Genomic DNA, 24,806 nt, shown 5'->3' on the forward strand with positions numbered 1-24,806 from the left:
CAGTCCTCACATGCTCCGTCGCACGACCACGCGGTCACACAGCCACGCGGTCGCCGGCACGGACGGGCGCACGTGCCGGCTCACGTGTTGGCGACCGACTCCCCGTCCGGCATGGGACGCCGCACACGGCCGAGGTTGATGTCGGTGTCCTCGGGCGACGATGTCACGTCGTGACCGTTCTCGTGGCGTCCGTCGTCCACGATCAGGACCGCGTCGTCCTCGTCGCCGTCCATCCGCCCCTGACCGGTGGCGGCGTCATTCGCCTCGTGCCCGGACGGCGCGGCCTCCAGGGCCTGCCGCGAGTCCTCGACCGGCTCGTGCGGCTGATCGTACTGGTCCGGCGCGCCCGCGGCGATGGCGTGCACCTGCGGCGCTGGCGGCAGCACGGCGGCCTCGTCGATCAGCGGGCCGGCCGCGGTCTCGCGGTGCATCAGGTCGCCGAGCACCGAGCCGATCTCGTTGAGCCGGCGCACGACCTCCGCGTGGGTGTCGGTGAGGTAGGCCACCCGGCGGCCGGTGTGCTCGTCGAGCGCGTTCACCCGCTGCTGCGCCGCCGCCAGCATGGCCTCGGCCTGCCCGCGCGCCTCGACGAGCAGCCGCTCCGCCTCCATCCGGGCGGCGGTGAGCTGGCGCTCCCCCTCCGCACGGGCGGAGCGCAGGGTCTCGTCCGCCTCCGCGCGGGCCGTGCCCAGCGTCTCCTCCGCGTCCGCGCCCGCCTGCGCCAGCAGCCGCTCCGACGTGGCGGTGGCGTCGGCGACGCGGCGCTCGGCCTCCTCCTGGGCGGCGGCCCTGATCGCGTCGGCCTGCTCACGCGCCGACGTCACCAGCCGTTCGGCCTCGGCAGCCGAGGTCTCGCGCAGCCTCCTGGCCTCCGCCTCGGACGCCTCCTTGTTGGCCGCCGCCTCCTCCTGCGCCAGCTTCAGTATCTGGCTCAGCCGCTCCCCCAGCTCGTCGGGGTTCTGCGGCGACTCCGATATCCTCCGCCGCGCGTCGGCCAGCTCCAGGCGGCTCTGCTCCGCCTGGTCGATCGTGCGCGCGAGCCGTTCCTCCAGGTCCCGGATCTGGTTGCGGGTCCGGACCATGTAGTCGTGGACCTGCCTGCGGCTGTACCCACGCATCACGACTTCGAAGGAGTCGTCACTCATCAGGTCGGGGAAGTTGTCGGTCTGATTCGTCATGAGAAACCCTGGGGTTGGAGATAACGACGGTAACGCAGCCAGGACACGACTTTCCTGCTATCCGTCGCACATCGCAACCTGAACGCCTCGAGCGGCCGGCGAAACCGGACGCCGCATCGGGCCCGACCTGCGCTCGTGGGATCATTGCCCCATGCCGTACATCGCCGACCTGGACGACGACGCCACGCCGATCATCCATCCCGAGGCATGGGTGGCCCCGGGGGCGGTGGTCGTCGGGAGAGTGCGGCTCGGACGCGGCGCGAACGTCTGGTACGGCTCCGTGCTGCGCGGCGACGACGAGCGCATCGAGGTCGGCGCCGAGGTCAACATCCAGGACCTGTGCTGCCTGCACGCCGATCCCCGTGAGCCCGCGATCCTGGAGGACCGGGTGAGTCTCGGCCACCGGGCGATGGTGCACGGCGCGCACATCGAGACCGGCGCCCTCGTGGGCATCGGGGCGGTCGTGCTCGGCGGGGCCGTCGTCGGGGCCGGGTCCCTGATCGCGGCCGGGGCCGTCGTGCCGCCCGGCCGCCGCATCCCGGCGGGCGTGCTGGTCGCGGGCGTGCCCGGAAAGGTCGTCCGCGAGCTCACCGACGACGACCGCGCCTCCTTCGCGCGCACGCCGGACAACTACCTCGCCAAGGCCCGCCGTCACGCCGCGGCCTCGGTTCGGTCCCGATGAGCGTGCCGAGCAGCGCCAGGTGGTCGGACAGCTCCGGGTCGGTCTCGACGACCTCGGCTCCGCCCGGGCGGTAGTCGGCCTCGGTCGCGAAGATGTAGTCGATCTTCCGGCCGCCGCGCGTGGTGGGCTCGCCGCCCCGGCGCGCGACCCCGCACGCCTCGGCGTCGGCCTCGGTGTAGCCGCCCTCGCCCAGGCCCATGCCGTACACCTCGGTCAGCTGGTCGTGGCCGGGCTCGCGGTTGAAGTCGCCGGTGAGGATCACCGGGGCGTTCCCGGCGTACGTCGACACCAGCCCGGTGACCTGCCGCGGGGTCTCGGTGTCGGAGATGTGGGTCACGCAGCAGACCGAGCGGCGCGGGCCGACCCGGCCGGTGGCGCACAGCAGGCCGCGCGGATGGATCGTCTCACCCGGCACCGCCGGGGCGTGGTCGGCGCGCAGCAGCCGCCGCATCGGCGGGCCTTCTGCGCCGTTCTTCAGCGCCAGCGCCATGCCGAAGGTCTTGCCGTCCGGCGGGGCCGTGTCCGGGGTGAGGTCGCTCCACAACGTGCGGCACCGGTCCTCGCGGCCCGGCCCGCCGCCCTTCGCGTAGCCGTACCAGACCAGGCGGTAGCCGGGCAGCTCACGCCGGAGCAGGCCCACCTGGGCATAGCACATCTCGGTGAACGAGGCGACGTCCACGTCCCTCGACCGGATCAGCGCGGAGACCTGCCCGGCCCAGGTCCTGCGGTGCCCGGGAGTGAGGTCGCGTACGCAGGTGCCGGCGCTGTTGCCCGCCGCGCACACGTTGTAGGTGAGGACGTTCACCCGGTAGGTGTCGGCCGCCGATGGCAGACCGGCCACCACAAGCGCAACGACCGCCACTCCTGCGACAAATGCCCCCATACGTGGCGAAGCTAGTCAGAGGTGGATCAACCAATCCAGGCGCCTGTGGTGAAATTTCCTACATTGATTGCCCACACCGGCGCGGCGACCGCGAGATAGGCCATCATGACCCAGGGCCTTCGGCTGCCGACGACGCCGACGGAGATGTAGAGCGGCCACCACAGCAGCGACGCCCGGCCCACGGACATGTAGAACGACGACATCGCCAGCAACGCCACCGCCTGCGGCGCCAGATAGGCGACGTCGGGCCAGTTGCGCCGGACCAGCCGCGCGATGATCAGCAGGACCAGCACGAGCGCCGACAGGATCTCCTCGCGGTACGACGTCGCCAGGACGGGCTCGTTGAGCGACCTGTGCCAGGTGTCGATGAACACGTTCCAGGGCGCCACGGGATAGCGGCCCCAATACTGCGCCTCCGCCGCCTTCCAGGCCATCAGGTCGCCGGTGCGGTGCCAGAGATAGATCATGTAGGCCAGCACCGGCACCCCCGGCAGCACCAGCCACGGCGCGTTCCGCCATCCCCTCGGGGCACGCAGCCCGTCGCGCGAGACGAGGAACTGCACGAGCAGGCCGAAGGCGAGGAACAGCCCGGTGATCCGGATGGACGACGCGAATGCGGCGCACACGGCGGCGGCCTCCCACCGGCCCCGGCGCGCCAGCAGCCACGCGGGGATGGCCAGCGCGAGGAACAGCGCCTCCGTGTAGCCGGCGAGCAGGAACACCGCGAACGGGCTGAGGAAGAACGCCAGCACGGCCCAGGGGCCGCTGCCCTCCCGGTACGACTCGCTCAGCCGCGACAGCGCCACCGCCACGACGGCGCTCGCGACGAGCGAGATCAGGACGAGGGCGAGCCTCAGGTCCGGGATGAACACGTGCAGGGAGCGCAGCAGCAGCGGCAGACCCGGGAAGAAGGCGACGAGCCGCGGCGCGTCCGGGTCGTCCGGCCGGCCGTCGTAGCCGTACTTCGCGATGTCCATGAAGTTGTAGGAGTCATACCGGTTGAACCGGTCGAGGATCGCGTCCTCCGTACGGCCGGGCGCCGCGAGGATCAGATAGATGTACGAGGCGATCTGCCAGAAGAACCAGATGAGCAGGGCCGTGCGGTCGGGCGAGTGGCCGAGCCACCACATCGCCCAGCGTCTCCGGCCCGAGAGCGGCCCCGTCTGCTCACCGGTCGCCGTCCCGCCAGAGGTGTCCACGGGCGCCATCTTCTCCGATGCCTCGTCCGCACCCCGCTCACGGGCGGCCCCGGCCTGCTGGATCTCCGTCACGAGCACCTATGGAATACGCCACGGCAGCCCATGCCAAGTGGCCGGCACCCCCCGAGATACCCCCCAACCCGAAGAAATACGCATATGTGCTGCTCAACGCCTCCCGACGCGTGAAACTTTCACCGGCGGTCTCCGCCGCGCCCTGTCTCCACCGCACCCGCGCTCCCGCCGCCTCCGGGACCGGCGAGCTACCATCGGATCCAGCGAGGGGACCGCCGGAGTTCGTCCCGGCATCGTGTGCCCCGGAGGGGCATCGGTCAGGACCTGGCCGTCGCCCACTCCGGCTTCGACCGGGATAAGCGAGAAGCCGTCCTCTCCGAGGACGGAGGTCACTGCCGCGTGTACTGGGACGGGTTCACGATGATGGAGCGCGACGTGCGCGCCGTCGTCGGCGACCCTCGGTGGACGCTGCTTCCCCCCGTCACCCGGGCGCACACCCTGGCTCAGCGGGCGCTGGTCACCCCGGACGGCGCCCGGTGGCTGTTCGGCGCGCACGCCCGCTGGTATCGCCTCGACCGCGTCGACGGCCGCTGGCACCTGTCGGCTCCCCCGCTGCATCCGGCCGTCCGCTCCGGCGCACGGCCGAGTCCGCCGGGCGTGGCGATCCCGCCCGCGCTGATCCCCCCGGGCCCCGACTTCGCGTACGACCGCGGGTCCACCCAGGGGTTCGTCGGCCCGGACGTCCCCCACGAGATCACCGAACGGCTCCGCGCGCTGCTGCTCGCCCACCGCGGGCTGCGCCGGGAGGACTTCCCCCTCGCGGGCAGCGTCTACCAGCAGATCTTCGCCCGCGACGTGGCCGCGACGGTGGCCGCCGTGTGGGGCACGATCATGTGGTGCGCCTACGCGCCGGCCTTCGACGGCAACGAGGTCATGCTGTCGATGTTCGGCGAGTTCCTGGCCCGGCCGCTGCCCGGGGACGACTGGGTGCGCTGGCTGCCCATGGGCTCGCTCGACGCGCTCGTGGCCCTCTACGCCGAGCGGATGCGCTCCGGCGCGCGGGAGGCGGGGCTGCGCCTGGCCGGGCTGATGGCCGAGACCGCCACCGTGCTGCGCGCCGACCCCCGGTTCCGCCCGCGCGCCGACGCGCTGATAGCGATGGCCGAGCCGCTGCTCGGCAGCCCTTGGCTGGACCAGCACGCCATGCCGGGCGGCGCCGTACGGCAGGCCTGGCTGTCGCGCTGCCCGCCGCACCTCGTCCCGGCCACGCTCCCCGAATGGGCGCCGGGCGAGCACTTCCGGCACACCCTGTACGACCTGATCGAGGCCCTGGGCTACACGGCCGCACGCGGGATGGATCCGCGGGCCGTGGCGGCCGCGCTGCTCGCCGCCGACGTGGCGGGCGTGTGCGGCGTCTCCGAGCCCGCCTGGGCGGCGCCGGGCAGCTCGCGCACCGCGCAGGTGGTCACCGCGCTCTATCCGTGGATGGACGACGAACTCCGGCAGGCTCTCTATCTCGCGCTCGCCGAGCCCGCCCACCCGCTGCGGGGCTGCTGGCCGGCCGGCGGCGAACTGCCGCCGGGGCTGGTCCCGCCCGACCGGGAGACGGCCGCCGCCCTGCTCGGCTCCGCGTACGCGACCGGCTTGGCCTGGTGCGCCCTGACCGGCATGCCCGCGCCGCCCGAGGGCTTCGCGGTATGCTCCGCGGTCGTGAAGTGCCTCATCCACCAGCGGGACGACCCGCGCCCGCAGGAGGCGGCGGAGCGGCGCAAGCCCGACCTGGACGAGTCCGGCGGCTGGCTGTTCGAAACATCCAATTCGGATATTTCGTCCTTACCTCCGCTTTAGCAATCCCTTCCCCCCATGACCGTCTTTTTCATCGAATTGTGATCTCGGTATCGGGGAAATGGTCCCGGAGGGACGAGGGGTGCGGGTCGGAATGGTCACGATGGGCCATGTCGCGGCAGGGTACCCGGACGTAACCTCGTGATGGGTGTGGGCTGCGGAAGGAAGGACGACGCGGTGGGGCACGACGACCTGGACTCTCGGGTCCACGACCGTGTCGCGTTGGACGAAATCGCGCTCTACGCCGAGGTGCTGGAGGCCGTGAACATCACGGAGAACCGACTGACCTTGGAAGAGCTCGACAACGCGCTCGGATTGCGGACTTCGGCGAGCCGCTGAAGGCACTGAGAGCATGGACCGTCCCGGGCATCTGGTGGGCCCGGGACGGTCGCTCAACCGCGATGATCCGTCCGGCCGCCCGGACGGGCGATCAACGGCAGGCCGGCACCGACAGGCGGTGACGAACAGGCGTCACGACCTGACGAGCCGGGCGATGGCCGCCGAGGCCTCCTTCAGCTTCTCGTCGGCCTCCGGGCCTCCGCTCTTGACGGCGTCGGCGACGCAGTGGGCGATGTGGTCCTCCAGCAGACCGAGCGCCACCGCCTGAAGGGCGCGGGTGGCCGCCGAGACCTGAGTGAGGATGTCGATGCAGTAGGCCTCCTCGTCCACCATCCGCTGCAGTCCCCGGATCTGTCCCTCGATCCGGCGCAGGCGGGTGAGGTAGGCCTGCTTGTCCCCGCTGTACCCGTGCATCCTTCAACGATACCCGTTACCGGTATCCTGCGTCGCCGTCCCGATACGGCGGGTAGGGCGGGCGGTCCCGGGAATGCATCCATGAACCGGCTCGTAGCGACGCTGGAGTCGCGGATGGGAACCCAGGCTGTCCTCCGTACGCTGCCGTTCGCCGCCATGGCGGCGGTGGTGGTGCTCGACCTGCTCGCCGGGCCCGCCCTGGGCCTGCTGCCGTTGCTGACGCTCGGGCCCGCGTTCGCCGCGGTGACGGGCGGCACGCGCCACACGGCGCTGGCCGGGCTGGTCGCACTCGTCCTGTCCGTGCCACTGGCCTACCACGACCACCTGCTCGGCGGCCCGCTGATCACGATCACGCTGGTCGCGATCGTCGGGGTCACCGCGGCCGCCGTACTGGCGTGCCGGCTCCGGGCCGAGGGCGAACGCACGCTGGCGAACGTCCGCCTCGTCGCCGAGGCGGTCCAGCGCGTGCTGCTGCGCCCGGTGCCCCGCCACACGGGCGATCTGCGCATCGCCCTGTCCTACACGTCCGCAACCGTGGAGGCCCGCATCGGCGGGGACCTGTACGACATCACCAGGGGACCCTGCGGCATCCGGCTGATCGTCGGCGACGTGCAGGGCAAGGGCCTGGAGGCCGTGGAGACGGCGGCCTCGGTGGTCGGCGCCTTCCGGGAGGCCGCCTACGACGAGCCGACGCTCGCCGCCGTCGGCCGGTCCCTGGAGGACCACCTCGCGCGGCGACTCGGCGGGGAGAAGTTCGTGACCGCCGTGCTCGCGGAGGTGCGCGAGGACGAGATCTCGCTGCTCAACTACGGCCACCCGCCGCCTCTGCTGCTCACGTCCGACGGCCGTGTCCACCGGCTCGAACCGGGCGAGGAGGCGCCGCCGCTCGGCCTGGTCGCGCTCGCCCCCACCGGCCCCGAGCCGTACGGGCGCGCGTTCCGTGAGGGCGACCAGATCCTCTTCTACACCGACGGCGTGTACGAAGCACGCGACCGGAGCGGAGCCTTCTATCCTCTGGAGGACCGGGCGCCCCGCCTGCTGCGGTCCCGCGACCCGCAGGACGCTCTCGACCTGCTGGAACGCGACCTGGTCGCGCACGTCGGCGGGCCCGTCCCGGACGACGCCGCCATGCTGCTCGTCCGCAGGGAACGGCCCTGACGGTCTGGCCCGGGCATCATTTGCCATGTGCAATCATTGACGGACAGCAGCTCCGGCGGGTCGTGAGGCGACGGCCGGACGGCAGGGCCAGGCGAGCAGGGGCGAGCACGAGTGGAACCGGGAAGGCACGGACAGCCCGACACCTTCTCCATGCTCACCGTGCTCGACGAGGACGTCGTCGTCATCCGGATGTTCGGCGACCTGGACCTGGGCTCCGCACACTCGCTGCGCGCCTGTCTGGCCGAGGCCGTCGGGCTGCGCACGCCGCCCCGGATCGTGATCGACGCCGAGGGGCTCAAGTTCTGCGACTCGACCGGGCTGAGCGTCCTCATGGGAGCCCTGACCGCCGTCAGGGCGGCCGGCGGGCGCCTGGCGCTCAGCGGCGCCCACGGGCGCTTCGCCCGGATGCTCAGGATCACCGGCCTCGACACGGAGTTGCCGATCCACGACTCCGTCGGCGCCGCCGCCGCCTACCTCGGCGAGCCCGGCGACTGAATCCCTAGTTGAAGCAGTCCTGGTTCTTGAGGGTCAGGGCCATCTCGTACACCTTGCCGTGGGACAGCAGGAAGTAATAGGCGGCCTTGCGATTGCCGGGGACCGCGGCGACGGGGAAACCGCCTGCGGGAGTCTCGATGTGAGGGTAGGCCTTCTTCAGCTGCTTCATGGTGGAGCCGATCCCGACGCCCTCCGGAGTCCTTGCCCCCTTGAACGCGAAGATCGCGGCCACGCCGAGCTTCTTCGAGATGAACAGGCCGACCCTGTCCTTGGGGGTCGGGTGCGCCTTCAGGTCCCAGCCGGTGCAGCCCTCGCCGCCGAGCTTCTTTACGATCTTGCCGGTCCTCTGGGCCTGCTTGGCGGTCATCCCCAGCTTCACGGCGCCGTAGCCGTACGGCCCCAGCCGCACGGCCGCGCTCGCGGACGCGCTGCCCGCCGTGCTCTCCGCCGTGCTCTCCGCCGCGCTCGCGGACGTCGCGCCGCCCAGTGAGACGCCCAGGGCGACGCCCACGGCGAGCGCCGTCACCATCGCCGAACGTCCCAGACGCACAGCCGTGTTCGTCATGCCGCTTCCCTCCCGATTTCTACGATCATCGTTTCTCCGGAGTCTTCAGCAGCATCACGACAGGCCCTTGTGATCCGGTTGTGATCCACTGACGGACGTGACGGGTCAGGGGCGGGAGCGCAGGCCGTACATGAGCTCCTCCCAACGGACCGCGACGGACGGCGCGGCGTGGGCGGACGCGGTCTCCAGCGCCCCGGCCGCCAGCTTCATGCGGCGGCGTTCGTCGTCGACGAGGGTGAGCAGCGCGCAGGCGAGCGACTCGGCGTCGCCGCCCTCCCCCTCCTGGACCAGCACGCTGTCGCGGCCCGGACGGAGGAACTCGGCGGGCCCGCGGGATCCGGCGAAGCCCACGACCGGCACCCCGCAGCTCAGCGCCTCGATGACGGTCATGCCCAGCACCTCGTGCCGCGCCGGCACCGCGACGATGGACGCCTTGGCGAACTCGCCGGGCAGGTCGGGCGTGGTGCCCATGAAGTACACGTGGTTGTGCAGATCGAGGTCGCGGACGAGGGCGCGCAGCCGCCGCTCCTCCGGGCCCCCGCCGTACAACCGCAGCCGCCAGTCGGGCCGCTTGTCGGCGACGATCGCGAAGGCGCGCACGAGCTGGTCGTACGACTTGCCGGGCACCAGCCTGCCCCCGGCGCTGACGATCCGGTTGTCCATGCGGGAGCGCGGCCAGGGCGTCCCGGGCAGGGCGTCGGGGATGACGTGGACCGACAGGTCGTCGTCGAGCAGCCGCACCCACTCGTCCCGCCGGCCGGCGGTGCTCGCCACCACGGCGTCGAGGCGGGGATAGAACCGGCGCACCGGGCCGGGCACCGACGGCCTGCTCCACTCCCGCGCGATGCGGACGACGTCTCGCGGCGCATACCTGGCGGCCTGCACGCTCAGCGACGGCCGGGTGGTGATCAGGACGTCGGCGTGCAGACCGCGCAGCATGCGCCAGAGCGCCACCTCGGTGCGCACCTGTCCCCGGGGCAGCAGGTGATGGACACCGGGCCGGGCGTCCACGAGCCAGCGCAGCGTCACCCGGCGGTCGACCGGGAAGAACGGCGTCTCCCTGGTGCGCCGGACGCTCACCACCTCCACGTCGTGCCGTGAGGCCAGCCCTCCCGCGAGGTTCAGCATCGCCCGCACGTCACCGCGCATGCCGTACGCCGAGGGGAGCAGGAACGCGATCCTCACGCTCCCACCTCCAGGAGCAGTTCGTCGCCCGACGTGAAGCTGGGCCGGATCGGCACGCCGTCCACGAGCGCGTGGGGATAGTGGACGCGGCGGCGCTTGCCCTCGACGTCGTCGAGCCTGGCGCCCAGCGGCAGCGCGCGGTCGAGGCCGTCCACCTCCAGGTAGGGCTCCCAGGAGCCCTGCGAGTCGGGGGTGGCGGCCAGCACGTCGCACAGCGAGAGCGCGGCGTGGAACCGGACCCCCTGGACGGTGGCGGCGACCCGCACGGTCGCGGCCGAATCGTCGGGGCCAGGATCGTTGTGGCCCGGATCGCCGTGGTCCGGATCGCTGTGACGCAGCGCGAGCGTGGCGTGGCGGTGCTGGTCGTCGTCGTCCAGGCCGGTGTAGGCCAGCAACCCGGTCACCTCGAACCGCCCCTCGCGGAACCACACCGCGCGGACGTCGGCGACCGGCTCCGCCGGATCTATCTTCAGGGCCAGGAATCCGTTGCGCGTGCGGTAGGCCCGGTAGGCCAGCGTCCGGCGGCCCAGCGCGTACGCGTCGAGGCGGTCGAGCGAGAACCCGGGATCGGCGCTCTGGATGCGGGCGCGGACGCCGTCCTGTTCGAGGTAGGCGTCCCAGCGGCCGGGACCGAGGTCGAGGGACGCGAGGGAGACCGCGACGCTGGCGTCCCTCGTACGCCCGCCGGAGGCGCCGAGCGTCACCCGCCGTTCCTCACCCGTGCCCCGCCGCCGCAGGACCAGGCGGGTGCCGTCCGCCAGCGGCTCGGCGATGGACAGACGCAGGGAGAGGACGTCCGCCAGGGTGACCTCCGCGTCGATGACGACCACACCCACCGTCCAGCCCCCTCCCCGTCGATTGAGCCAACGTTGAGGTTACCGTGATTTTCCTGTTATGTGGAGAAAGCCTTTGTCACTCTTCCGTGAAACACGGTTCATTCCATCGCCTTGACCGGCGATTTCCACAAATAGTTCACGATCTCGGCAAAGTTTGCTTTACCCCTTGATGGATTTGATGAGGAGCTGGGCGACGTCCACGACCTCCAGCGACTCCTTGGCCTGACCAGCGTTCTTCTTCTCGTTGATCGCGTCGCCGAGCATCACGAGGCAGAACGGGCAGGCGGTGGAGACGGTGTCGGGATCGGTGGTCAGTGCCTCGTCCACGCGCTCGGTGTTGATGCGCTTTCCGATGCGCTCCTCCATCCACATGCGCGCGCCGCCGGCGCCACAGCAGAATCCGCGTTCCTTGCAGCGGTGCATCTCCTGTGCCTGGACCCCCGGCACCTTGGCCATGATGTCGCGCGGCTGCGCGTAGACCTTGTTGTGCCGCCCGAGGAAGCACGGGTCGTGGTAGGTGATCTTCTCCTCGATCGGAGTGATCGGGGTGAGCCTGCCCTCCTCGACCAGATGCGCCAGCAGCTGGGTGTGGTGCACGACCTCGTAGGTGCCGCCGAGCTGCGGATACTCGTTGGCGAGGGTGTTGAAGCAGTGGGGGCAGGTGGCCACGATCTTCTTGACCCCGGCCTCGTTGAGCGTCTCGATGTTCTGCTGGGCGAGCATGTTGAAGAGGAACTCCATGCCCAGGCGGCGGGCCGGGTCACCGGTGCAGGCCTCCATCGGGCCGAGCACGCCGAACTTGACCCCGGCGATGTGCAGCAGTTCCGCGACGGCCTTGGTGGTCTTCTTGGCCCGGTCCTCCAGCGCGCCGGCGCAGCCGACCCAGAACAGGTACTCGACGTCCTCGGGCATCTTCTCGTCGACGATCGGGACCTCGAAGTCGAGTTCCTCGATCCACTCGGCGCGCTTCATCTCGGACATGCCCCACGGGTTGCCCTTGTTCTCCAGGTTCTTGAGCATCACGCCCGCCTCGGACGGGAACGACGACTCGATCATCACCTGGTAGCGGCGCATGTCGAGAATGTGGTCGATGTGCTCGATGTCGACCGGGCACTGCTCGACGCAGGCGCCACAGTTCGTGCACGACCACAGGACGTCGGGGTGGATGACCCCGTCCTCGCCGACGAGCGGCTTGTCGAGCAGGGCCAGCACGTCCTCGGAGAAGCTCTCCTTCTCCTTCTCCCCGGCCAGCAGGTACGGCGCGACCGCGAAGGCGTGGTCGCGCTGGTCGAGGATGAGCATCTTGGGCGACAGCGGCTTGTCGGTGTTCCAGGCCGGGCACTGCGACTGGCAGCGGCCGCACTCGGTGCAGGTGTAGAAGTCGAGGAAGCCCTTCCAGGTCGTGTCCTGGATCTTGCCGCGGCCGAACACGTCGACCTCGGGGTCGGCCTCCTCGAAGTCGAGCACCTTGCCGCCGCTGCGCATCGGCTGGGCCGGGCCCAGCCCGTCGGGACGGCGGGAGAACAGCACGTTCAGCGGCGCGGTGAAGATGTGCAGGTGCTTGCTGTTCACCACGATGACCAGGAACACCAGCATGAGGCCGATGTGCAGCAGGAGGGCGATCTGCTCGAGCAGCTCGCTGTGCGGCAGGATCTTCCCGATGGCCAGGCTGGCGAAGGCGCCCGAGTCATAGGGGAAGTTGCCGTTGGCGGCCGCGGAGCCCCTGGCGAGGAACAGCGTCCAGATGATGTTGAAGATCATGAACAGGACCAGCCAGGCCCCGCCCAGGTGGGAACCGGAGAAACGGGAGCCGCGCCCGAGCTTCTTCGGCGAGTTCTTGATCCGGATGGCGGTGAACGCGACCAGCCCGAGCAGACAGGCGACCGCGATGAAGTCCTGCAGGAAGCCCAGCACCGGCCAGGTCCCGATGAGCGGGATGTGGAAGTCCGAGTGCCCGGTGATCGCTCCCTGGATGATCGCGCCGTACGCCTCGATGTAGACCGTCAGCAGGATGAAGAACGCCCACATGACGAAGAAGTGGGCGGTGCCGGACGGGGTCCACTTCAGCAGCTTGCGCTGGCCGAAGACCTCGACCAGCTGGGCCTTGATCTCGGCGCCGGCGTGTTCCTTGGCGTACTCGATCCGCTCCGGGGCCGGCTGGCCGCTGGTGGCGAGCCGGTAGAGGAACAGCACGCGACGGCCCGCCAGTGCGACCGCCACGGCGGTCGCGACGAGGCCCACAATCGCTACCCAGAGCACGAGTCCCTCCCATATCGAACGTCGGCGGCCAGCGTAGGTGCGCGGCGCCCTCGCGTGGGCGGTGGAGTCCCGCCCTGTGGATAACGCCTACGCTTCCCGAATGGTACCGGCGAGTAACTTATCCTGGGTCACGCTCGGCGAGTGGCGCTTGTCACTGCGTTTCCCGCCGACGGCACGATACTAGAACAAAGCTCTATAACAGGATATGAGAGGGGCGCTCGTAATCTATCCGCCCAGGTAACGCTGCACGGTGGGGCCGAGCAGCGCGACGATCTCCTCGACGTCGGCGGAGGCCATCGGTTCGAGCCTGAGGATGTACCGCGTCATCACCACGCCGAACAACTGCGCGAAGGCCGCCTCCATCCGCAGCGGCGGAACGTCCAGCGTCTCGGCCACCCGGCCGAGCACGGCCGTCGTGAAGAACTCCCGGACCATGCCGACGGCCTGCTCGTTCACCATCGCCGTCCGCACCAGTCCCAGCAGCGGCTCCCTGGCCGCCGGGTCCGCCGTCATCGTCAGGATGAAGCGGACGAGGCGCTCGCCGACCTCCTCACGCGGCCCGGACAGGATGAGGGGAAGCGCCGACGAGGGGTCCATCGGCAGCCGCATGGCCGCGACGAACATCCCCTCCTTGCTGTCGAAGTAGTGGTGGACGAGAGCCGGATCGACACCGGCCTCCCGGGCGATGCCGCGGATCGTCGCCTTGTCGAACCCCTTCTCCGCGAAGACCCTGCGCGCCGCGGCCAGGATCTCCCCGCGGGTGTCCGCCGCGCCCGGACGCCGGCCGGGTGGCCGCCCCGGTCGCCGCCTGCCGCCCGAGACCTCCGGCACCTCCGTCGTCACGTCGCTCCCCGCTCCAGCTCAGCCCCTGCGGCCCACCGCAAGATACACGCGCATGGGGACGGTCAGCCGCCCGTCGGGAAAGACCCGGCCGAGCTCGGCGCGCTCCCGGGCGAGCAGCTCCGTCACCACGTCGCTCTCCATCCTCGCCATGTACGAGTGGGAGCGCAGGTCGGTCAGGAAGTCCTCCAGCCATACCGACCTGGTCCAGTCGACCCAGGTCTTCGCCACGACGAGACCGGCGTCGGACATGGCCGCGGCGATCGGCGGCATGCTCCACCCGGGCAGCACGGGCCCGATGTAGCCGGGGCACGACTCGGCGAGCCGCACCTGGTTGGCCGCCAGCCAGTCCGCCTTGCCGGGATCCACGGAGTTCCACCAGCCCGCGACCGCGCCGGCGTCCCCGGTCACGCGTACGGCCTCGGCCACCGACAGCGCCGGGTCGAGCCAGTGCCACGACTGGGCGTACGTCACGAGGTCGGCCGCGCCCGCGCGGAAGGGCAGGTCGTTCCCGTCGGCCAGCAGAGCCGGGCAGGCCGTGCGGGCGCGCAGCCGGGCCAGCATCCGCTCGCCGCGGTCCACGGCGACGACCCGGGCGCCGCGGTCGAGCAGGCCGCGGGTCGAGATGCCCGTGCCCGCCCCGACGTCGATCACGGTCGCCCCGGAGAGCCGGACCCCCGACAGGGTCTCCAGCGCGAGGTAGAGGGCCTCCGGGTAGTGCGGTCTCGCCGCGTCGTACTCCTGGGAGACGCGGTCGAAGACCCGGTGGCTGTCCGCGAGCCGCTCGTTCATGAGGCCGTGGACGAGGCGGCGTAGTGGAGCCTGGCGAAGGCGAGCGCCTCGGTCAGGTCCTCGATCCGCTCGCTGCGGCTGGTGGCCTTGCGCGTGTTGATCTCCAGGACGATCAGGCCCCGGTAACCGTTGCCGGCCAGGCGTTCCAGGATGGGCCCGCAGGGCTGCGTCCCCCGGCCGGGCACCAGGTGCTCGTCCTTGTTGGTGGTGCCCACCCCGTCCGCCAGGTGCAGGTGGGCCAGCCGCTCGCCCAGCTTGGTCGCCATCTCCATCGCGTCGGATCCGGACACCGCCGTATGGGACAGGTCGAGCGTCACGTCCGGGAAGTCGTAGTCGACGGGGTTCCAGTCCGGCGCGTACGGCACGACCTCGTTGCCTCTGGCCCGCAGCGGGAACATGTTCTCCACCGCGAAGACGACGTCGGTCTCCTCGCGCATCCTGGCCAGGCCCTTCTCGAACTCCTTGGCGTAGTCGCGCTGCCAGCGGAAGGGCGGGTGGACGACGACGGTCTGCGCGCCCAGCCGCTCGGCCGCCTCGCGGGCCCTGCGCAGCTTCAGCCAGGGGTCGCGGCCCCACACCCGCTGGGTCACCAGCAGGCATGGCGCGTGCACGGCCAGGATCGGGATCTGGTAGTGGTCGCGCAGCCGTTGGAGGACCTCGACGTCCTGACTGACCGGGTCTTGTCCCACCATGATCTCTACGCCGTCGTACCCGAGCCGGGCGGCCAGTTCGAAGGCGTCCGGCGTACGCTCCGGGTACACCGACGCCGTCGACAGCGCCACCTTGCCGCTGGGCACGCGGATGTCACTCATGAGGCCAGCCTCCCCTGGCGGCCCGCGGGCACGTTCCAGTCCCGTGGCCGTGGCCGTCCGTTCGCTCCCTGCGCCCGTTCACGGATCCAGCCTAAGCCGCACCCGCGCCGTGCGCCGCTTCGCCACAATCAACTACCCAAGGTCGCGAACTAATGTGGGGTGCATGGCACGGATCGTGAGCGGGGCCGTACCCAGTCCGAACATCTGGAACACTCCCCAGATCTACGAGCTGGAGAACCTCGCCGTGGGACCCGCGGGCGCGGCCGAGTCGGCGATGCGGGCCGTACGGCCCTGGGACGGCGCGACCGTGGTCGAGATCGGCTGCGGCAGCGGCTTCCACCTGCCCGCGCTCGCCGCGTCCGCCGGGCGGGTCGTGGGCGTCGAGCCGCACGGCGGCCTGACCGCCCAGGCCGCCGCCCGCTGCGCGTCGCTGCCCAACGTCTCGGTGCGTACGGGCACCGCGCAGGCGCTGCCCCTCCCCGACGCGTCGGCCGACGTGGCGATCGCGCGGTGGGCGTACTTCTTCGGGCCCGGCTGCGAGCCCGGCCTGCGCGAGCTGGGGCGGGTGCTGCGCCGGGGCGGCGCGGCCTTCGTCGTGGACGTCGACGCCTCGCGCGGGGCGTTCGGCCGCTGGTTCCGCCGGTCGCTGCCGTCCTACTCCCCCGAGGCCGTGGAACGCTTCTGGTCCCGGCAGGGCTGGCGGCGCGAGGAACTGGACCTGCGGATGACGTTCCGTTCCAGGGCCGACCTGGAGGCGGTGCTGCGCATCGAGTTCACGCCCGAGGTGGCCGGCGAGGCGCTGCGGGAGATCGAGGGGCTGGAGATCGACTACCCGAACGTCCTGAGGTGGCGGGAATTCTGAATCCGGGCTTGACCTTGTCACCGGCGTCAAGCTTTACCGTCGTCTCCAGGACAGCCGAGGAGGGGCCGATGCGGATCGGCGAGCTGGCCCGGCGTGCGGGAGTGAGCACCCGAGCGCTGCGCTACTACGAGCAGCGGGGGCTCATCCGGTCGCGCCGCTCGGCGAACGGATATCGCGAGTACGACGAGTCGGACGTCCGTATCGTCAGCGAGATCCGGGAGCTGATGTCGGTCGGCTTCACGCTGGAGGACGCCCGCCCGTTCGTGGACTGCCTGCGGTCCGGACACCCGTCCGGCGGCTCCTGCCCCGAGTCGGTCGCCGTCTACAGGCGCAAGCTCGCCGATATCGACCGGCAGATCCGCGACCTGCTGGCGCGCCGCTCGGAGGTGGCCGCCCAGTTCGCCGACGCCTGCCCCGGCTGCCTGCTGACACGACGAGGAGAGTCATGATCACGCTGACCGCGGAGAACTTCGACGAGCAGGTGCTGCACAGCGACAAGCCCGTGCTGGTGGACTTCTGGACCGACTGGTGCCCGCCGTGCAAGATGATCGCCCCGATCCTGGAGGAGATCGCCGCGGAGTACGGCGACCGCCTCACCGTGGCGAAGATCAACGCCGACGACCACCCCGAGATCGCCCAGCGCTACAACGTCCTGGGCTTCCCCACGCTGAACCTCTACCGGGACGGCGAGATCGTCCAGCAGATCAGGGGCGCCAAGCCCAAGCGCCTGCTGCTCGCCGACCTCGCGGGCCACTTCTAGTCACGTCCGTCCGCCGAGGGCCGCTTATATAAGCGTTGACTTTTATAAGCGGCTCTCGGCATAGTGGGCGCGTGCACGCATTCGACGCGCTGGGGGATCCGGTGCGACGCCGGATCCTGGAGCTGCTCTCCCAAGGCGAGCAGACGTCGGGGGCGCTCACCTCCGTCATCCGCGCCGAGTTCGGGATCTCACAGCCGGCCATCTCCCAGCACCTGCGAGTGCTCCGCGAGTCGGGACTGGCGTCCGTACGGGCCGAGGGCACGCGGCGGCTGTACGCCGTGGAACCCGAGCCTCTGCGGGAGGTCGACGCCTGGCTGGAGCGGTTCCGCGGCCTGGGGGAGCAGCGGCTCGACGCCCTCGGCACCGAACTGGCGCGGGGCAGGCGGGAGCGGCGACTCGGACGGCGGCACGGCGGCGGCGATGCCCATCACGCTGCCCATCACGCAGTCCACGACGGACGAACCGACGAGGAAGAGCGGCCATGAGCGACTTCATCGACCAGATCAACCGAGTACACCGCGCGGTCGGCGCGCGCGACCTGCCGGAAGGCGAGGCCCGTACGGTGCTGCTGCGGCGCACCTACGACGCCGGCATCGAGGACGTGTGGGACGCCTGCACCGACTCCGAACGGATCAGCCGCTGGTTCCTCCCGGTGAGCGGCGAGCTGAAGCTCGGCGGGCACTACCAGCTCCAGGGCAACGCGGGCGGGGAGATCCTGCGGTGCGAGCCGCCCCGGCTGCTGCGGGTGAGCTGGCTCTTCGGCGAGAACCCCGGCTTCAGCGAGGTCGAGGTGCGGCTGAGTGCGGAGGGCGACGGCCGCACCGTGTTCGAACTGGAGCACGTCGCCGTGGTGCCGCCGGAGTTCTGGGACCGGTTCGGACCTGGGGCCACGGGCGTCGGCTGGGACCTGGCGGTGCTCGGGCTCGGACTGCACCTGCGCGGCGAGATGCTCGACGACCCCTCGGCGTGGGAGCAGTCGGAGGAGGCACGCGAGCTCATGAGGCTCAGCAGCGACCTGTGGGGCGAGGCATACCGGGCCTCCGGCGCGCCAGACGACGTGGTGACCGCCGCGGTCGCCGGCACCACCGCCTTCTACGTGCCGGAGAAGCCGGAGGGCTGAGTTCTCCGCCCTGCCGCCGCTTTCCCGCAGGGATTGTCGGCGGCGGCCGGTAACCTCCCGCACGTGAGCAAGGCAGCGAAACCGGCGTACCGGTGCGGCGAGTGCGGCTGGACCACGGTCAAGTGGGTCGGCAGGTGCGGGGAGTGCCAGGCGTGGGGCACGGTCGAGGAGGCCGGGGCCCGGCAGGGCGTCCACGTGGTCAAGCCGGGCGCGGTCTCCGCCCCCGCCGTCCCGATCGGCCAGGTGAAGGCCGAGGTCGTCAGCTCGCGGACGACCGGAGTCCCCGAGCTCGACCGCGTGCTCGGCGGCGGCCTCGTCCCGGGCGCGGTCGTGCTCCTGGCGGGAGAACCGGGCATCGGGAAGTCGACGCTGCTGCTGGAGGCCGCCGCCCGCACCGCGAGCGGCGAGACCGTCCTCTACGTGACCGGCGAGGAGTCGGCCGCCCAGGTGCGCATGCGCGCCGATCGCATCGGCGCGATCGAGGACAGGCTCTACCTGGCTGCGGAGACCGACCTGTCGGCCCTGGTGGCGCACGTCGAGAAGGTGCAGCCGAGCCTGCTCATCGTCGACTCGGTCCAGACGATCGGCTCGGCCGACGCGACCGGAGTGCCCGGCGGCGTGACCCAGGTCAGGGAGGTCGCCGGCAACCTGGTCCGCCTCGCCAAGGAGCGGGCCATGTCCACGGTGCTCGTCGGCCACGTCACCAAGGACGGCACGATCGCCGGGCCCCGGGTGCTGGAGCACCTGGTGGACGTCGTGCTCCACTTCGAGGGCGACCGCAACTCGCGGCTGCGCATGGTGCGCGCGGTGAAGAACCGGTTCGGCCCGATCGACGAGGTGGGCTGCTTCGACCTGCACGAGCGCGGCATCACCGGGATCACCGACCCCAGCGGGCTGTTCGTCTCCCGCCATCCCGAGCCGGTGCCGGGCACCTGCGTCACCGTGACCATCGAGGGCACCCGGCCGATCCCGGCCGAGTTGCAGGCCCTGGTCGGCCCGACCGAGGCTCCCCAGCCCCGCCGCACATCCTCCGGCCTCGACTCCTACCGGGTGGCGATGGTGCTCGCCGTCATGGAGCGGCGGCTCAACGCCAAGATCGGCAAGTGCGACGTCTTCACCGCCACCGTCGGCGGGATCCGCCTGACCGACCCCGCCGTGGACCTCGCGCTGATGCTGTCGGTCGTCAGCGCGGCCGGTGACCAGGCACTGCCCCCCGGGCTCGTCGCGCTTGGCGAGGTCGGCCTGGCCGGCGAGCTGCGGCCCGTGCGGGACGTCCGGCGGCGGCTGGCCGAGGCGGCCCGGCTCGGCTTCACCAGGGCACTGGTGCCCACCGGCTCGCTGGAGGAGGAAGGCCCACGCCTGGAGGCGTCGGCGAGCCGCGGCCGGCTCGTGGCGCTGCGCTCGCCGACCGGCCGCACGACGCCGTTCGCGCCGGGCTTCGAGGTCACCGAGGTGGAGAACGTGTGGGACGCGCTCAACCTCATGAGGTCGGCGAGGTGATCCGTCGTCACACCGGTGAGCACGGCGTCACGCCGGTAAACTCTGTTGCCTGCCCCGTCGGCCGTGGCCTCGCCCCCGCGCCCCCGAGGGGCTTCACAGGGCGTCCGCGGAGCGCCTCGCGGATCTCGCCGCGACAAGGGATCGGTAGGAAGACGATCTGACGGATAACGACCGGGCGAGCCCACTGGGGTGCATGTGCTGGACAACGACAAGGCGATCGACGACCGCAGAAGGGCCGTGCTCGCCGCGCTCGCCCCGGGGACGGCGCTGCGTGACGGGCTGGAGCGCATCCTGCGCGGCCACACCGGCGGCCTGATCGTCCTCGGGTACGACCGCACGGTCGAGGACATCTGCACCGGCGGGTTCGCACTCGACGTCGAGTTCTCCGCGACCCGCCTGCGCGAGCTGGCCAAGATGGACGGCGCGATCGTGCTCGACACGGCCCACCTCAGGATCGTGCGGGCCGCCGTGCACCTCGTGCCCGACCCGGCCATCCCCACCGACGAGTCCGGCACCCGGCACCGCACCGCACAGCGGGTGGCCAGGCAGACCTCGCTCCCGGTCATCGCGATCAGCAAGTCGATGCGGATCATCGCGCTCTACCTCGACGGCATCCGTCACGTGCTGGAGGAGTCGGCAGCGATTCTGTCCAAGGCCAACCAGGCCCTGGCGACGCTCGAACGCTACAAGAAGCGGCTCGACGAGGTCTCCGGCAACCTGTCGGCCTTGGAGATCGAAGACCTCGTGACGGTCCGCGACGTGGCCGTCGTCGTCCAGCGCCTGGAGATGGTCCGCCGCATCGCCCGCGAGATCGAGGGATACGTCGTCGAGCTCGGCACCGACGGGCGGCTGTTGTCCCTCCAGCTCGACGAGCTGTTCGCGGGCGTGGAGACCGATCGCGTGCAGATCATCCGCGACTACGCGCCCGGCTCGCTCGGCGCGCGGCCGTACGGGGACGCCGACGCCATGCGGGAGCTGGACGAGCTGTCCTCCGGCGACCTGCTCGACCTGTCGAAGGTGGCGCAGATTCTGGGCCACCACGGCGGCGACGCGCTCGACACGCCGGTCAGCCCCCGCGGCTTCCGGCTGCTCACCAAGGTCCCCCGCCTGCCCGGGGCGATCGTCGACCGGCTCGTGAGCCACTTCGGCGGCCTGCAGAAGCTGCTCGCGGCCAGCACCGACGACCTCCAGGCCGTCGGCGGCGTGGGCGAGACCCGGGCGCGCAGCGTCCGCGAGGGCCTGTCCCGGCTCGCCGAGTCGTCCATCCTGGAGCGCTACCTGTAGGTCTCGTCAGCGCAGGTGGAAGACGACCTTCGGACTCTTCAGCCGGCCCGAATGCGCGGTCGCGACGTACGTGCCGGGGTCGGCGGGCGACCGCTTGCCGGCGCACGTGCTCCCCGACCGGTGGCGGTCCCACCGGATCGAGCGGACGTAGGGGATGCCGCGCTCCAGCAACTGCCTGTCCACGCCGTCGCCCGCCACGCAGTCGGCCGTCGACCATACACGCTCGCCACCCGACAGCACCCGCATCTCCAGCGTGCGCGGCCCGACGTCCACCGTGCATTCGACCTTGTTCGTGCTCACCACCGTCAGCAGGAAGGTCGGCGTGACATCCTTGCCGTACACGTCCTGGCCGGTCTGCAACGCGAGCACGAGGTCCTTCTCGTCGCAGGGGTCGCCGGGGCGCCGCGGCTTGCCGGGCGAGGGCGAGACGCCCGCGGAAGCGGACGGCGACGGCTGCCCCGGGACGGCGGCGCCGGAGACGGCGGGCGTCTTCGGAGCCAGCCCGGCGGGCAGCGAGACGACCAGCCGGTCGGAGGGCGTCGCCTTGACGGCGGCGGCGGTCTCGTCCGGCCGTCCGGAGGCGCTGCTGCACGCCCATGCCACGACCGCCACCACGACGAGCATCCCCGTGAGCACCGACACCCGGCGGCGCCAGTAGACGTCCGCCCCCTCGACGCCCACGTCACCACGGAAAGTGTCCGGATCCATACGCACAGTATGGAGAGCCCTGGCGGGCCAGAGGAAACGCCTCGCTGAACCTTGTCCTTCTCCAGATCACAGCCTCGCCGGGTCTTTGCGCAATCGGGCGCCGTACGCGCGGCGGCGCGCCCCTCCGGCTCGCTCGTGTTTCCCGCTTCGCTCGTCGGGGCGCTCTTATCCGCTGTCTTCCCTCGTCGTGCTTGGTCGCTTCGCTCCCGCGCACTCCTCAGTCCAGACACCGGCGCGCCCCTCCGGCTCGCTCGGTACAGTCGGGGGCGTGTCCGCCTCCCTGCGTGAGCCCATCCTCGACTGGTACGCCGAGCACAACCGCGATCTGCCCTGGCGGCGCCCCGACGCGACCCCGTGGGGCATCCTGGTGAGCGAGATCATGCTCCAGCAGACGCCCGTCGCCCGGGTGCTGCCCGTGTGGACCGAGTGGATGGAGCGCTGGCCCACCCCCGAGGCGCTCGCCAAGGAGTCCCCCGGAGAGGCCGTACGCCACTGGGGGCGGCTCGGCTACCCGCGCAGGGCGCTCAACCTCCACGCGTGCGCCCGGGCCGTCACGGCCGACCACGGCGGCCGCGTGCCGTCCACCTACGACGAACTGCGGGCCCTGCCCGGGATCGGCGACTACACGGCGGCGGCCGTGGCCAGCTTCGCGTACGGCGGCAGCCACGCGGTGCTGGACACGAACGTGCGGCGGGTGCTGGCCAGAGCGGTGCGCGGCGAGGAGTATCCGCCGAAGGCGCCCACGGCGGCCGAGCGGCGGCTCGCGGAGTCGCTGGTGCCCCCGGTGGGCGCGCCACGCTGGGCCGTGGCCGTGATGGAGCTGGGCGCGCTGGTGTGCACGGCCAGGGCGCCCCGCTGCGAGCGCTGCCCGGTCACCGCGCAGTGCGCGTGGCGGCTGGCCGGGCGCCCGGCCCACGACGGCCCGGCGCGGCAGGGCCAGACGTACGCGGGGACCGACCGGCAGTGCCGCGGACGCCTGCTCGCCGTGCTCCGCGAGGCGCACGGGCCGGTCCCCAAGGAGGCGCTGGACGCCGTCTGGGCCGACCACGTGCAGCGCGAGCGCGCACTGGACGGCCTCCTGGACGACGGCCTGGCCGAGGTCCTCCCCGACGGCACCTACCAGTTGCCCTCCTGACGCCTGAGGCGCCCGTCAGGCGGCGAGCTTGAGACCGAGCGCGGTGAGGTTGCGGCGGGTCCAGTCGAGCTCGTCGGCGAGCTTCGCCACCAGGGCGGCGGGCCCCTTCGCCTTGGGGGAGGTCAGGTCGTGGGCCTCCACCTCGACGTGCGCGGTGCCGTTCACCGCTCCGGACAGGATCGCGGTGAGCGTGTCGGCGATCACCGGCTGGGTGCTGGGGATCTCCTGGCTGTGGTTGTGCACGTGGCTGAGCTTGACCACGGGAGCCCCGGCGAGAGCCAGGCCGCGTAGTGCCGCGTCGGGCTCCTCGGCGCCACACGACAGGTGGCAGGCGTCCAGGCAGACGCCGAGGTGATCGGAGTCGATGTCGCAGACCCGCTCAAGGGCCTGCTCGGTGGTCTCCAGCACACAGCCCGGCCAGGGCTCGAAGCCGACCCTGACGATCTTGCCGGTGACGCTGTAGAGGCCGCGCAGCTCACGCGACAGCCGCTCGAGCCGGCGGGAGGCGATGGCGTGCAGGTCGGCGGGCCAGTCGCGGCGCCAGCCGATCGGAATCGTGGAGATGCTGCCCGACTGGACGTCGTCCGGCAGCAGGAACGCGAGGATCTTGGCCAGTGCCATGGTGTAGCGGTAGCGCTCGGGCTTGGCCCAGTCGGGGCCGGGAACCTCCTGGTTCCGCCCGCCGGTGCCGTTCAGGCTGACGCACTCCAGGCCGCGCTCCTCCAGCGACCGGCGCAGCCGTACGAGCTCGATGCGATCGGCGATGAGATGGTCCGCCACGGCGGGGGCGAGCCACAGACCGACGCCCAGCCGGTCGACTCCCAGCTTCCTGCGCACCGGCACGGCGTAGCGCGTGAGGTGGGCGATCAGGTTCTCCAGGTCCTCGGCGGGATGTACGCCCGCGTTGTAGGCCAGGTGAACCAGCGTCCCGTCGTCGTGCAACAGGCGCATCAGGTGCCTCCAAGGCTTGTGCACTTCCGGACCGCCAATTCGCCCACAGGGCGTGTCCCGACCGCATGGGACTCCGGTCCTCCTACCGCCGGGATCCCTCCCGGGCGGACCGAGCTTCCCCCGTGCGCCCGGTCCTGCGCGTCCGCCCCGCAGCGGATTGTCCGGTACGCCGCAGGGATGACATGCCGCCCACCCGCGCTCATGGCATACCGCGAACGGACTCTACAAAGTGTAGTACTACGTCCGGTGGCGTGATACCGGTTCTCGCCTTCTCGGCAGGAAGGTGACCGCACCGTGACCGAGGTACGGCGGAAAACGCCGAGGGGCGCTCCTCACGGAGCGCCCCTCGGGTGGAACGGGTTATCGCAGGCGGGTCAGCGCTGGACCGCCTCGGCGATGGAGGCCGCCGAGTCCGGGACCGCCGGGCTCTTCGCCTCACCGGTGAAGGTGAACTTCGCGGCGTCGCCCTCGCCCTCGATGTCGATCTTGACGACCTGGCCGGGCCGCAGCTCGCCGTAGAGGATCTTCTCCGACAGCGTGTCCTCCAGCTCCCGCTGGATCGTGCGGCGCAGCGGACGGGCGCCCATCACCGGGTCGTACCCGCGGTCGGCCAGCAGCTGCTTGGCGGCCGGGGTCAGCTCCAGGCCCATGTCGCGGTCCTTGAGGCGCTCGGCCACCTGGGCGAGCATCAGGTCCACGATCTGGATGATCTCCTTGGGCGTGAGCTGGTGGAAGACCACGATGTCGTCGACACGGTTGAGGAACTCCGGCCGGAAGTGCTGCTTGAGCTCCTCCTGGACCTTCGACTTCATCCGGTCGTAGTTCGACTCGGTGTCGTTGGCGCGGGCGAACCCGACCCCGATGCCCTTGGAGATGTCCCGGGTGCCGAGGTTGGTCGTCATGATGATGACGGTGTTCTTGAAGTCCACCACCCGGCCCTGGGCGTCGGTCAGGCGACCGTCCTCCAGGATCTGCAGCAGCGAGTTGAAGAT

At 71.3% G+C, this 24,806-nt stretch carries 27 protein-coding genes; 13 read left to right on the forward strand and 14 right to left on the reverse strand.

Annotated elements, in window-relative coordinates; all coding sequences use genetic code 11:
- Nucleotides 1-80 precede the first annotated feature (80 nt).
- A complete protein-coding gene (locus FLW16_RS36485) occupies nt 81-1,178 on the reverse strand; it encodes a hypothetical protein (RefSeq protein ID WP_185949750.1) in 1,098 nt (365 codons plus the stop codon).
- Nucleotides 1,179-1,329: 151 nt separating this feature from the next.
- On the opposite strand from FLW16_RS36485, the gene FLW16_RS36490 reads away from it, so the two are divergent.
- On the forward strand, nt 1,330-1,860 hold the full coding sequence (locus FLW16_RS36490; RefSeq protein WP_142565268.1) for a gamma carbonic anhydrase family protein: 531 nt from the start codon (nt 1,330-1,332) through the stop codon (nt 1,858-1,860).
- Here the strand turns inward: FLW16_RS36490 and FLW16_RS36495 are convergent.
- Nucleotides 1,766-2,743, reverse strand: coding sequence for an endonuclease/exonuclease/phosphatase family protein (locus FLW16_RS36495; RefSeq protein ID WP_142565270.1), 978 nt, complete (start codon nt 2,741-2,743; stop codon nt 1,766-1,768). The genes FLW16_RS36490 and FLW16_RS36495 overlap by 95 nt on opposite strands.
- 26 nt (nt 2,744-2,769) lie before the next feature.
- A complete protein-coding gene (locus FLW16_RS36500) occupies nt 2,770-4,014 on the reverse strand; it encodes a mannosyltransferase family protein (RefSeq protein ID WP_142565272.1) in 1,245 nt (414 codons plus the stop codon).
- A gap of 339 nt (nt 4,015-4,353) precedes the next feature.
- Here FLW16_RS36500 and FLW16_RS36505 point away from each other — a divergent pair, with 339 nt between their 5' ends.
- Together FLW16_RS36505 and FLW16_RS44115 are read left to right on the forward strand one after the other, a co-directional pair.
- Nucleotides 4,354-5,802: a hypothetical protein gene (locus FLW16_RS36505; protein ID WP_185949751.1), complete on the forward strand. Its 1,449-nt coding sequence runs from the start codon at nt 4,354-4,356 to the stop codon at nt 5,800-5,802.
- 174 nt (nt 5,803-5,976) lie between these two features.
- Nucleotides 5,977-6,138, forward strand: a complete 162-nt coding sequence (locus tag FLW16_RS44115; protein ID WP_167538777.1) for a hypothetical protein — start codon at nt 5,977-5,979, stop codon at nt 6,136-6,138.
- Nucleotides 6,139-6,270: 132 nt separating this feature from the next.
- Here FLW16_RS44115 and FLW16_RS36510 read toward each other — a convergent pair whose 3' ends face one another.
- On the reverse strand, nt 6,271-6,552 hold the full coding sequence (locus tag FLW16_RS36510; RefSeq protein WP_142565274.1) for a metal-sensitive transcriptional regulator: 282 nt from the start codon (nt 6,550-6,552) through the stop codon (nt 6,271-6,273).
- An 81-nt stretch (nt 6,553-6,633) separates the two neighbouring features.
- Here FLW16_RS36510 and FLW16_RS36515 point away from each other — a divergent pair, with 81 nt between their 5' ends.
- Both FLW16_RS36515 and FLW16_RS36520 read left to right on the forward strand, forming a co-directional pair.
- Nucleotides 6,634-7,710: a PP2C family protein-serine/threonine phosphatase gene (locus tag FLW16_RS36515; RefSeq protein ID WP_221891458.1), complete on the forward strand. Its 1,077-nt coding sequence runs from the start codon at nt 6,634-6,636 to the stop codon at nt 7,708-7,710.
- A 111-nt stretch (nt 7,711-7,821) separates the two neighbouring features.
- Nucleotides 7,822-8,205: an STAS domain-containing protein gene (locus FLW16_RS36520; protein WP_142565276.1), complete on the forward strand. Its 384-nt coding sequence runs from the start codon at nt 7,822-7,824 to the stop codon at nt 8,203-8,205.
- Between the two features lie 4 nt (nt 8,206-8,209).
- On the opposite strand, the gene FLW16_RS36525 is transcribed toward FLW16_RS36520, so the two are convergent.
- From FLW16_RS36525 to FLW16_RS36555, 7 genes are all read right to left on the reverse strand, one after another.
- A complete protein-coding gene (locus FLW16_RS36525; protein ID WP_260615983.1) occupies nt 8,210-8,770 on the reverse strand; it encodes a hypothetical protein in 561 nt (186 codons plus the stop codon).
- Nucleotides 8,771-8,875: 105 nt separating this feature from the next.
- On the reverse strand, nt 8,876-9,955 hold the full coding sequence (locus FLW16_RS36530; RefSeq protein WP_142565278.1) for a glycosyltransferase: 1,080 nt from the start codon (nt 9,953-9,955) through the stop codon (nt 8,876-8,878).
- Nucleotides 9,952-10,791: a hypothetical protein gene (locus FLW16_RS36535; protein ID WP_142565280.1), complete on the reverse strand. Its 840-nt coding sequence runs from the start codon at nt 10,789-10,791 to the stop codon at nt 9,952-9,954. Before FLW16_RS36535 ends, FLW16_RS36530 begins: the two co-directional genes overlap by 4 nt.
- 159 nt (nt 10,792-10,950) lie before the next feature.
- Nucleotides 10,951-13,050 carry a (Fe-S)-binding protein gene (locus tag FLW16_RS36540; RefSeq protein WP_142565282.1) on the reverse strand — a complete coding sequence of 700 codons (2,100 nt, stop codon included), beginning with the start codon at nt 13,048-13,050 and terminating at the stop codon, nt 10,951-10,953.
- Nucleotides 13,051-13,275: 225 nt separating this feature from the next.
- On the reverse strand, nt 13,276-13,893 hold the full coding sequence (locus FLW16_RS36545) for a TetR family transcriptional regulator (RefSeq protein ID WP_221891459.1): 618 nt from the start codon (nt 13,891-13,893) through the stop codon (nt 13,276-13,278).
- An 18-nt stretch (nt 13,894-13,911) separates the two neighbouring features.
- On the reverse strand, nt 13,912-14,682 hold the full coding sequence (locus FLW16_RS36550; RefSeq protein WP_142565284.1) for a class I SAM-dependent methyltransferase: 771 nt from the start codon (nt 14,680-14,682) through the stop codon (nt 13,912-13,914).
- On the reverse strand, nt 14,679-15,494 hold the full coding sequence (locus FLW16_RS36555) for a sugar phosphate isomerase/epimerase (RefSeq protein WP_142565285.1): 816 nt from the start codon (nt 15,492-15,494) through the stop codon (nt 14,679-14,681). The genes FLW16_RS36550 and FLW16_RS36555 overlap by 4 nt, the downstream gene beginning before the upstream one ends.
- Before the next feature lie 163 nt (nt 15,495-15,657).
- On the opposite strand from FLW16_RS36555, the gene FLW16_RS36560 reads away from it, so the two are divergent.
- The 7 genes from FLW16_RS36560 to disA all read left to right on the forward strand — a co-directional run bounded on the left by FLW16_RS36560 (nt 15,658) and on the right by disA (nt 21,020).
- Nucleotides 15,658-16,356, forward strand: coding sequence for a class I SAM-dependent methyltransferase (locus FLW16_RS36560; protein WP_142565287.1), 699 nt, complete (start codon nt 15,658-15,660; stop codon nt 16,354-16,356).
- Nucleotides 16,357-16,424: 68 nt separating this feature from the next.
- The gene (locus FLW16_RS36565; RefSeq protein WP_142565289.1) at nt 16,425-16,805 is read left to right on the forward strand and encodes a MerR family transcriptional regulator; all 381 of its coding nucleotides are present in this window, start codon (nt 16,425-16,427) and stop codon (nt 16,803-16,805) included.
- Complete coding sequence (gene trxA / locus FLW16_RS36570; protein WP_030512307.1) at nt 16,802-17,116, forward strand: thioredoxin; 315 nt, start codon at nt 16,802-16,804, stop codon at nt 17,114-17,116. Before FLW16_RS36565 ends, trxA begins: the two co-directional genes overlap by 4 nt.
- Nucleotides 17,117-17,187: 71 nt before the next feature.
- Complete coding sequence (locus FLW16_RS36575; RefSeq protein WP_142565290.1) at nt 17,188-17,601, forward strand: helix-turn-helix transcriptional regulator; 414 nt, start codon at nt 17,188-17,190, stop codon at nt 17,599-17,601.
- Nucleotides 17,598-18,236, forward strand: coding sequence for an SRPBCC family protein (locus FLW16_RS36580; RefSeq protein WP_142565292.1), 639 nt, complete (start codon nt 17,598-17,600; stop codon nt 18,234-18,236). The genes FLW16_RS36575 and FLW16_RS36580 overlap by 4 nt, the downstream gene beginning before the upstream one ends.
- 63 nt (nt 18,237-18,299) lie before the next feature.
- Entirely contained in the window at nt 18,300-19,736 is a 1,437-nt protein-coding gene (radA, locus tag FLW16_RS36585; protein WP_142565294.1) for a DNA repair protein RadA, read from the forward strand.
- A 195-nt stretch (nt 19,737-19,931) separates the two neighbouring features.
- Nucleotides 19,932-21,020, forward strand: coding sequence for a DNA integrity scanning diadenylate cyclase DisA (gene disA / locus FLW16_RS36590; RefSeq protein WP_142565296.1), 1,089 nt, complete (start codon nt 19,932-19,934; stop codon nt 21,018-21,020).
- Nucleotides 21,021-21,026: 6 nt separating this feature from the next.
- On the opposite strand, the gene FLW16_RS36595 is transcribed toward disA, so the two are convergent.
- Nucleotides 21,027-21,728, reverse strand: coding sequence for a hypothetical protein (locus tag FLW16_RS36595; protein WP_142565298.1), 702 nt, complete (start codon nt 21,726-21,728; stop codon nt 21,027-21,029).
- A 268-nt stretch (nt 21,729-21,996) separates the two neighbouring features.
- Here FLW16_RS36595 and FLW16_RS36600 point away from each other — a divergent pair, with 268 nt between their 5' ends.
- Nucleotides 21,997-22,863 (forward strand): A/G-specific adenine glycosylase, encoded by an 867-nt coding sequence (locus FLW16_RS36600; protein WP_139577616.1) that lies wholly within the window; start codon nt 21,997-21,999, stop codon nt 22,861-22,863.
- A gap of 15 nt (nt 22,864-22,878) precedes the next feature.
- Here the strand turns inward: FLW16_RS36600 and FLW16_RS36605 are convergent, their stop codons facing one another.
- Nucleotides 22,879-23,814 (reverse strand): TIM barrel protein, encoded by a 936-nt coding sequence (locus FLW16_RS36605; RefSeq protein WP_142565300.1) that lies wholly within the window; start codon nt 23,812-23,814, stop codon nt 22,879-22,881.
- Between the two features lie 374 nt (nt 23,815-24,188).
- Nucleotides 24,189-24,806 (reverse strand): AAA family ATPase (locus FLW16_RS36610; protein WP_142565302.1); only part of this gene is annotated, 618 nt, incomplete at its 5' end.

The organism is Microbispora sp. KK1-11 (genome assembly GCF_006874435.1).
Classification (GTDB): Bacteria; Actinomycetota; Actinomycetes; order Streptosporangiales; family Streptosporangiaceae; genus Microbispora; species Microbispora catharanthi.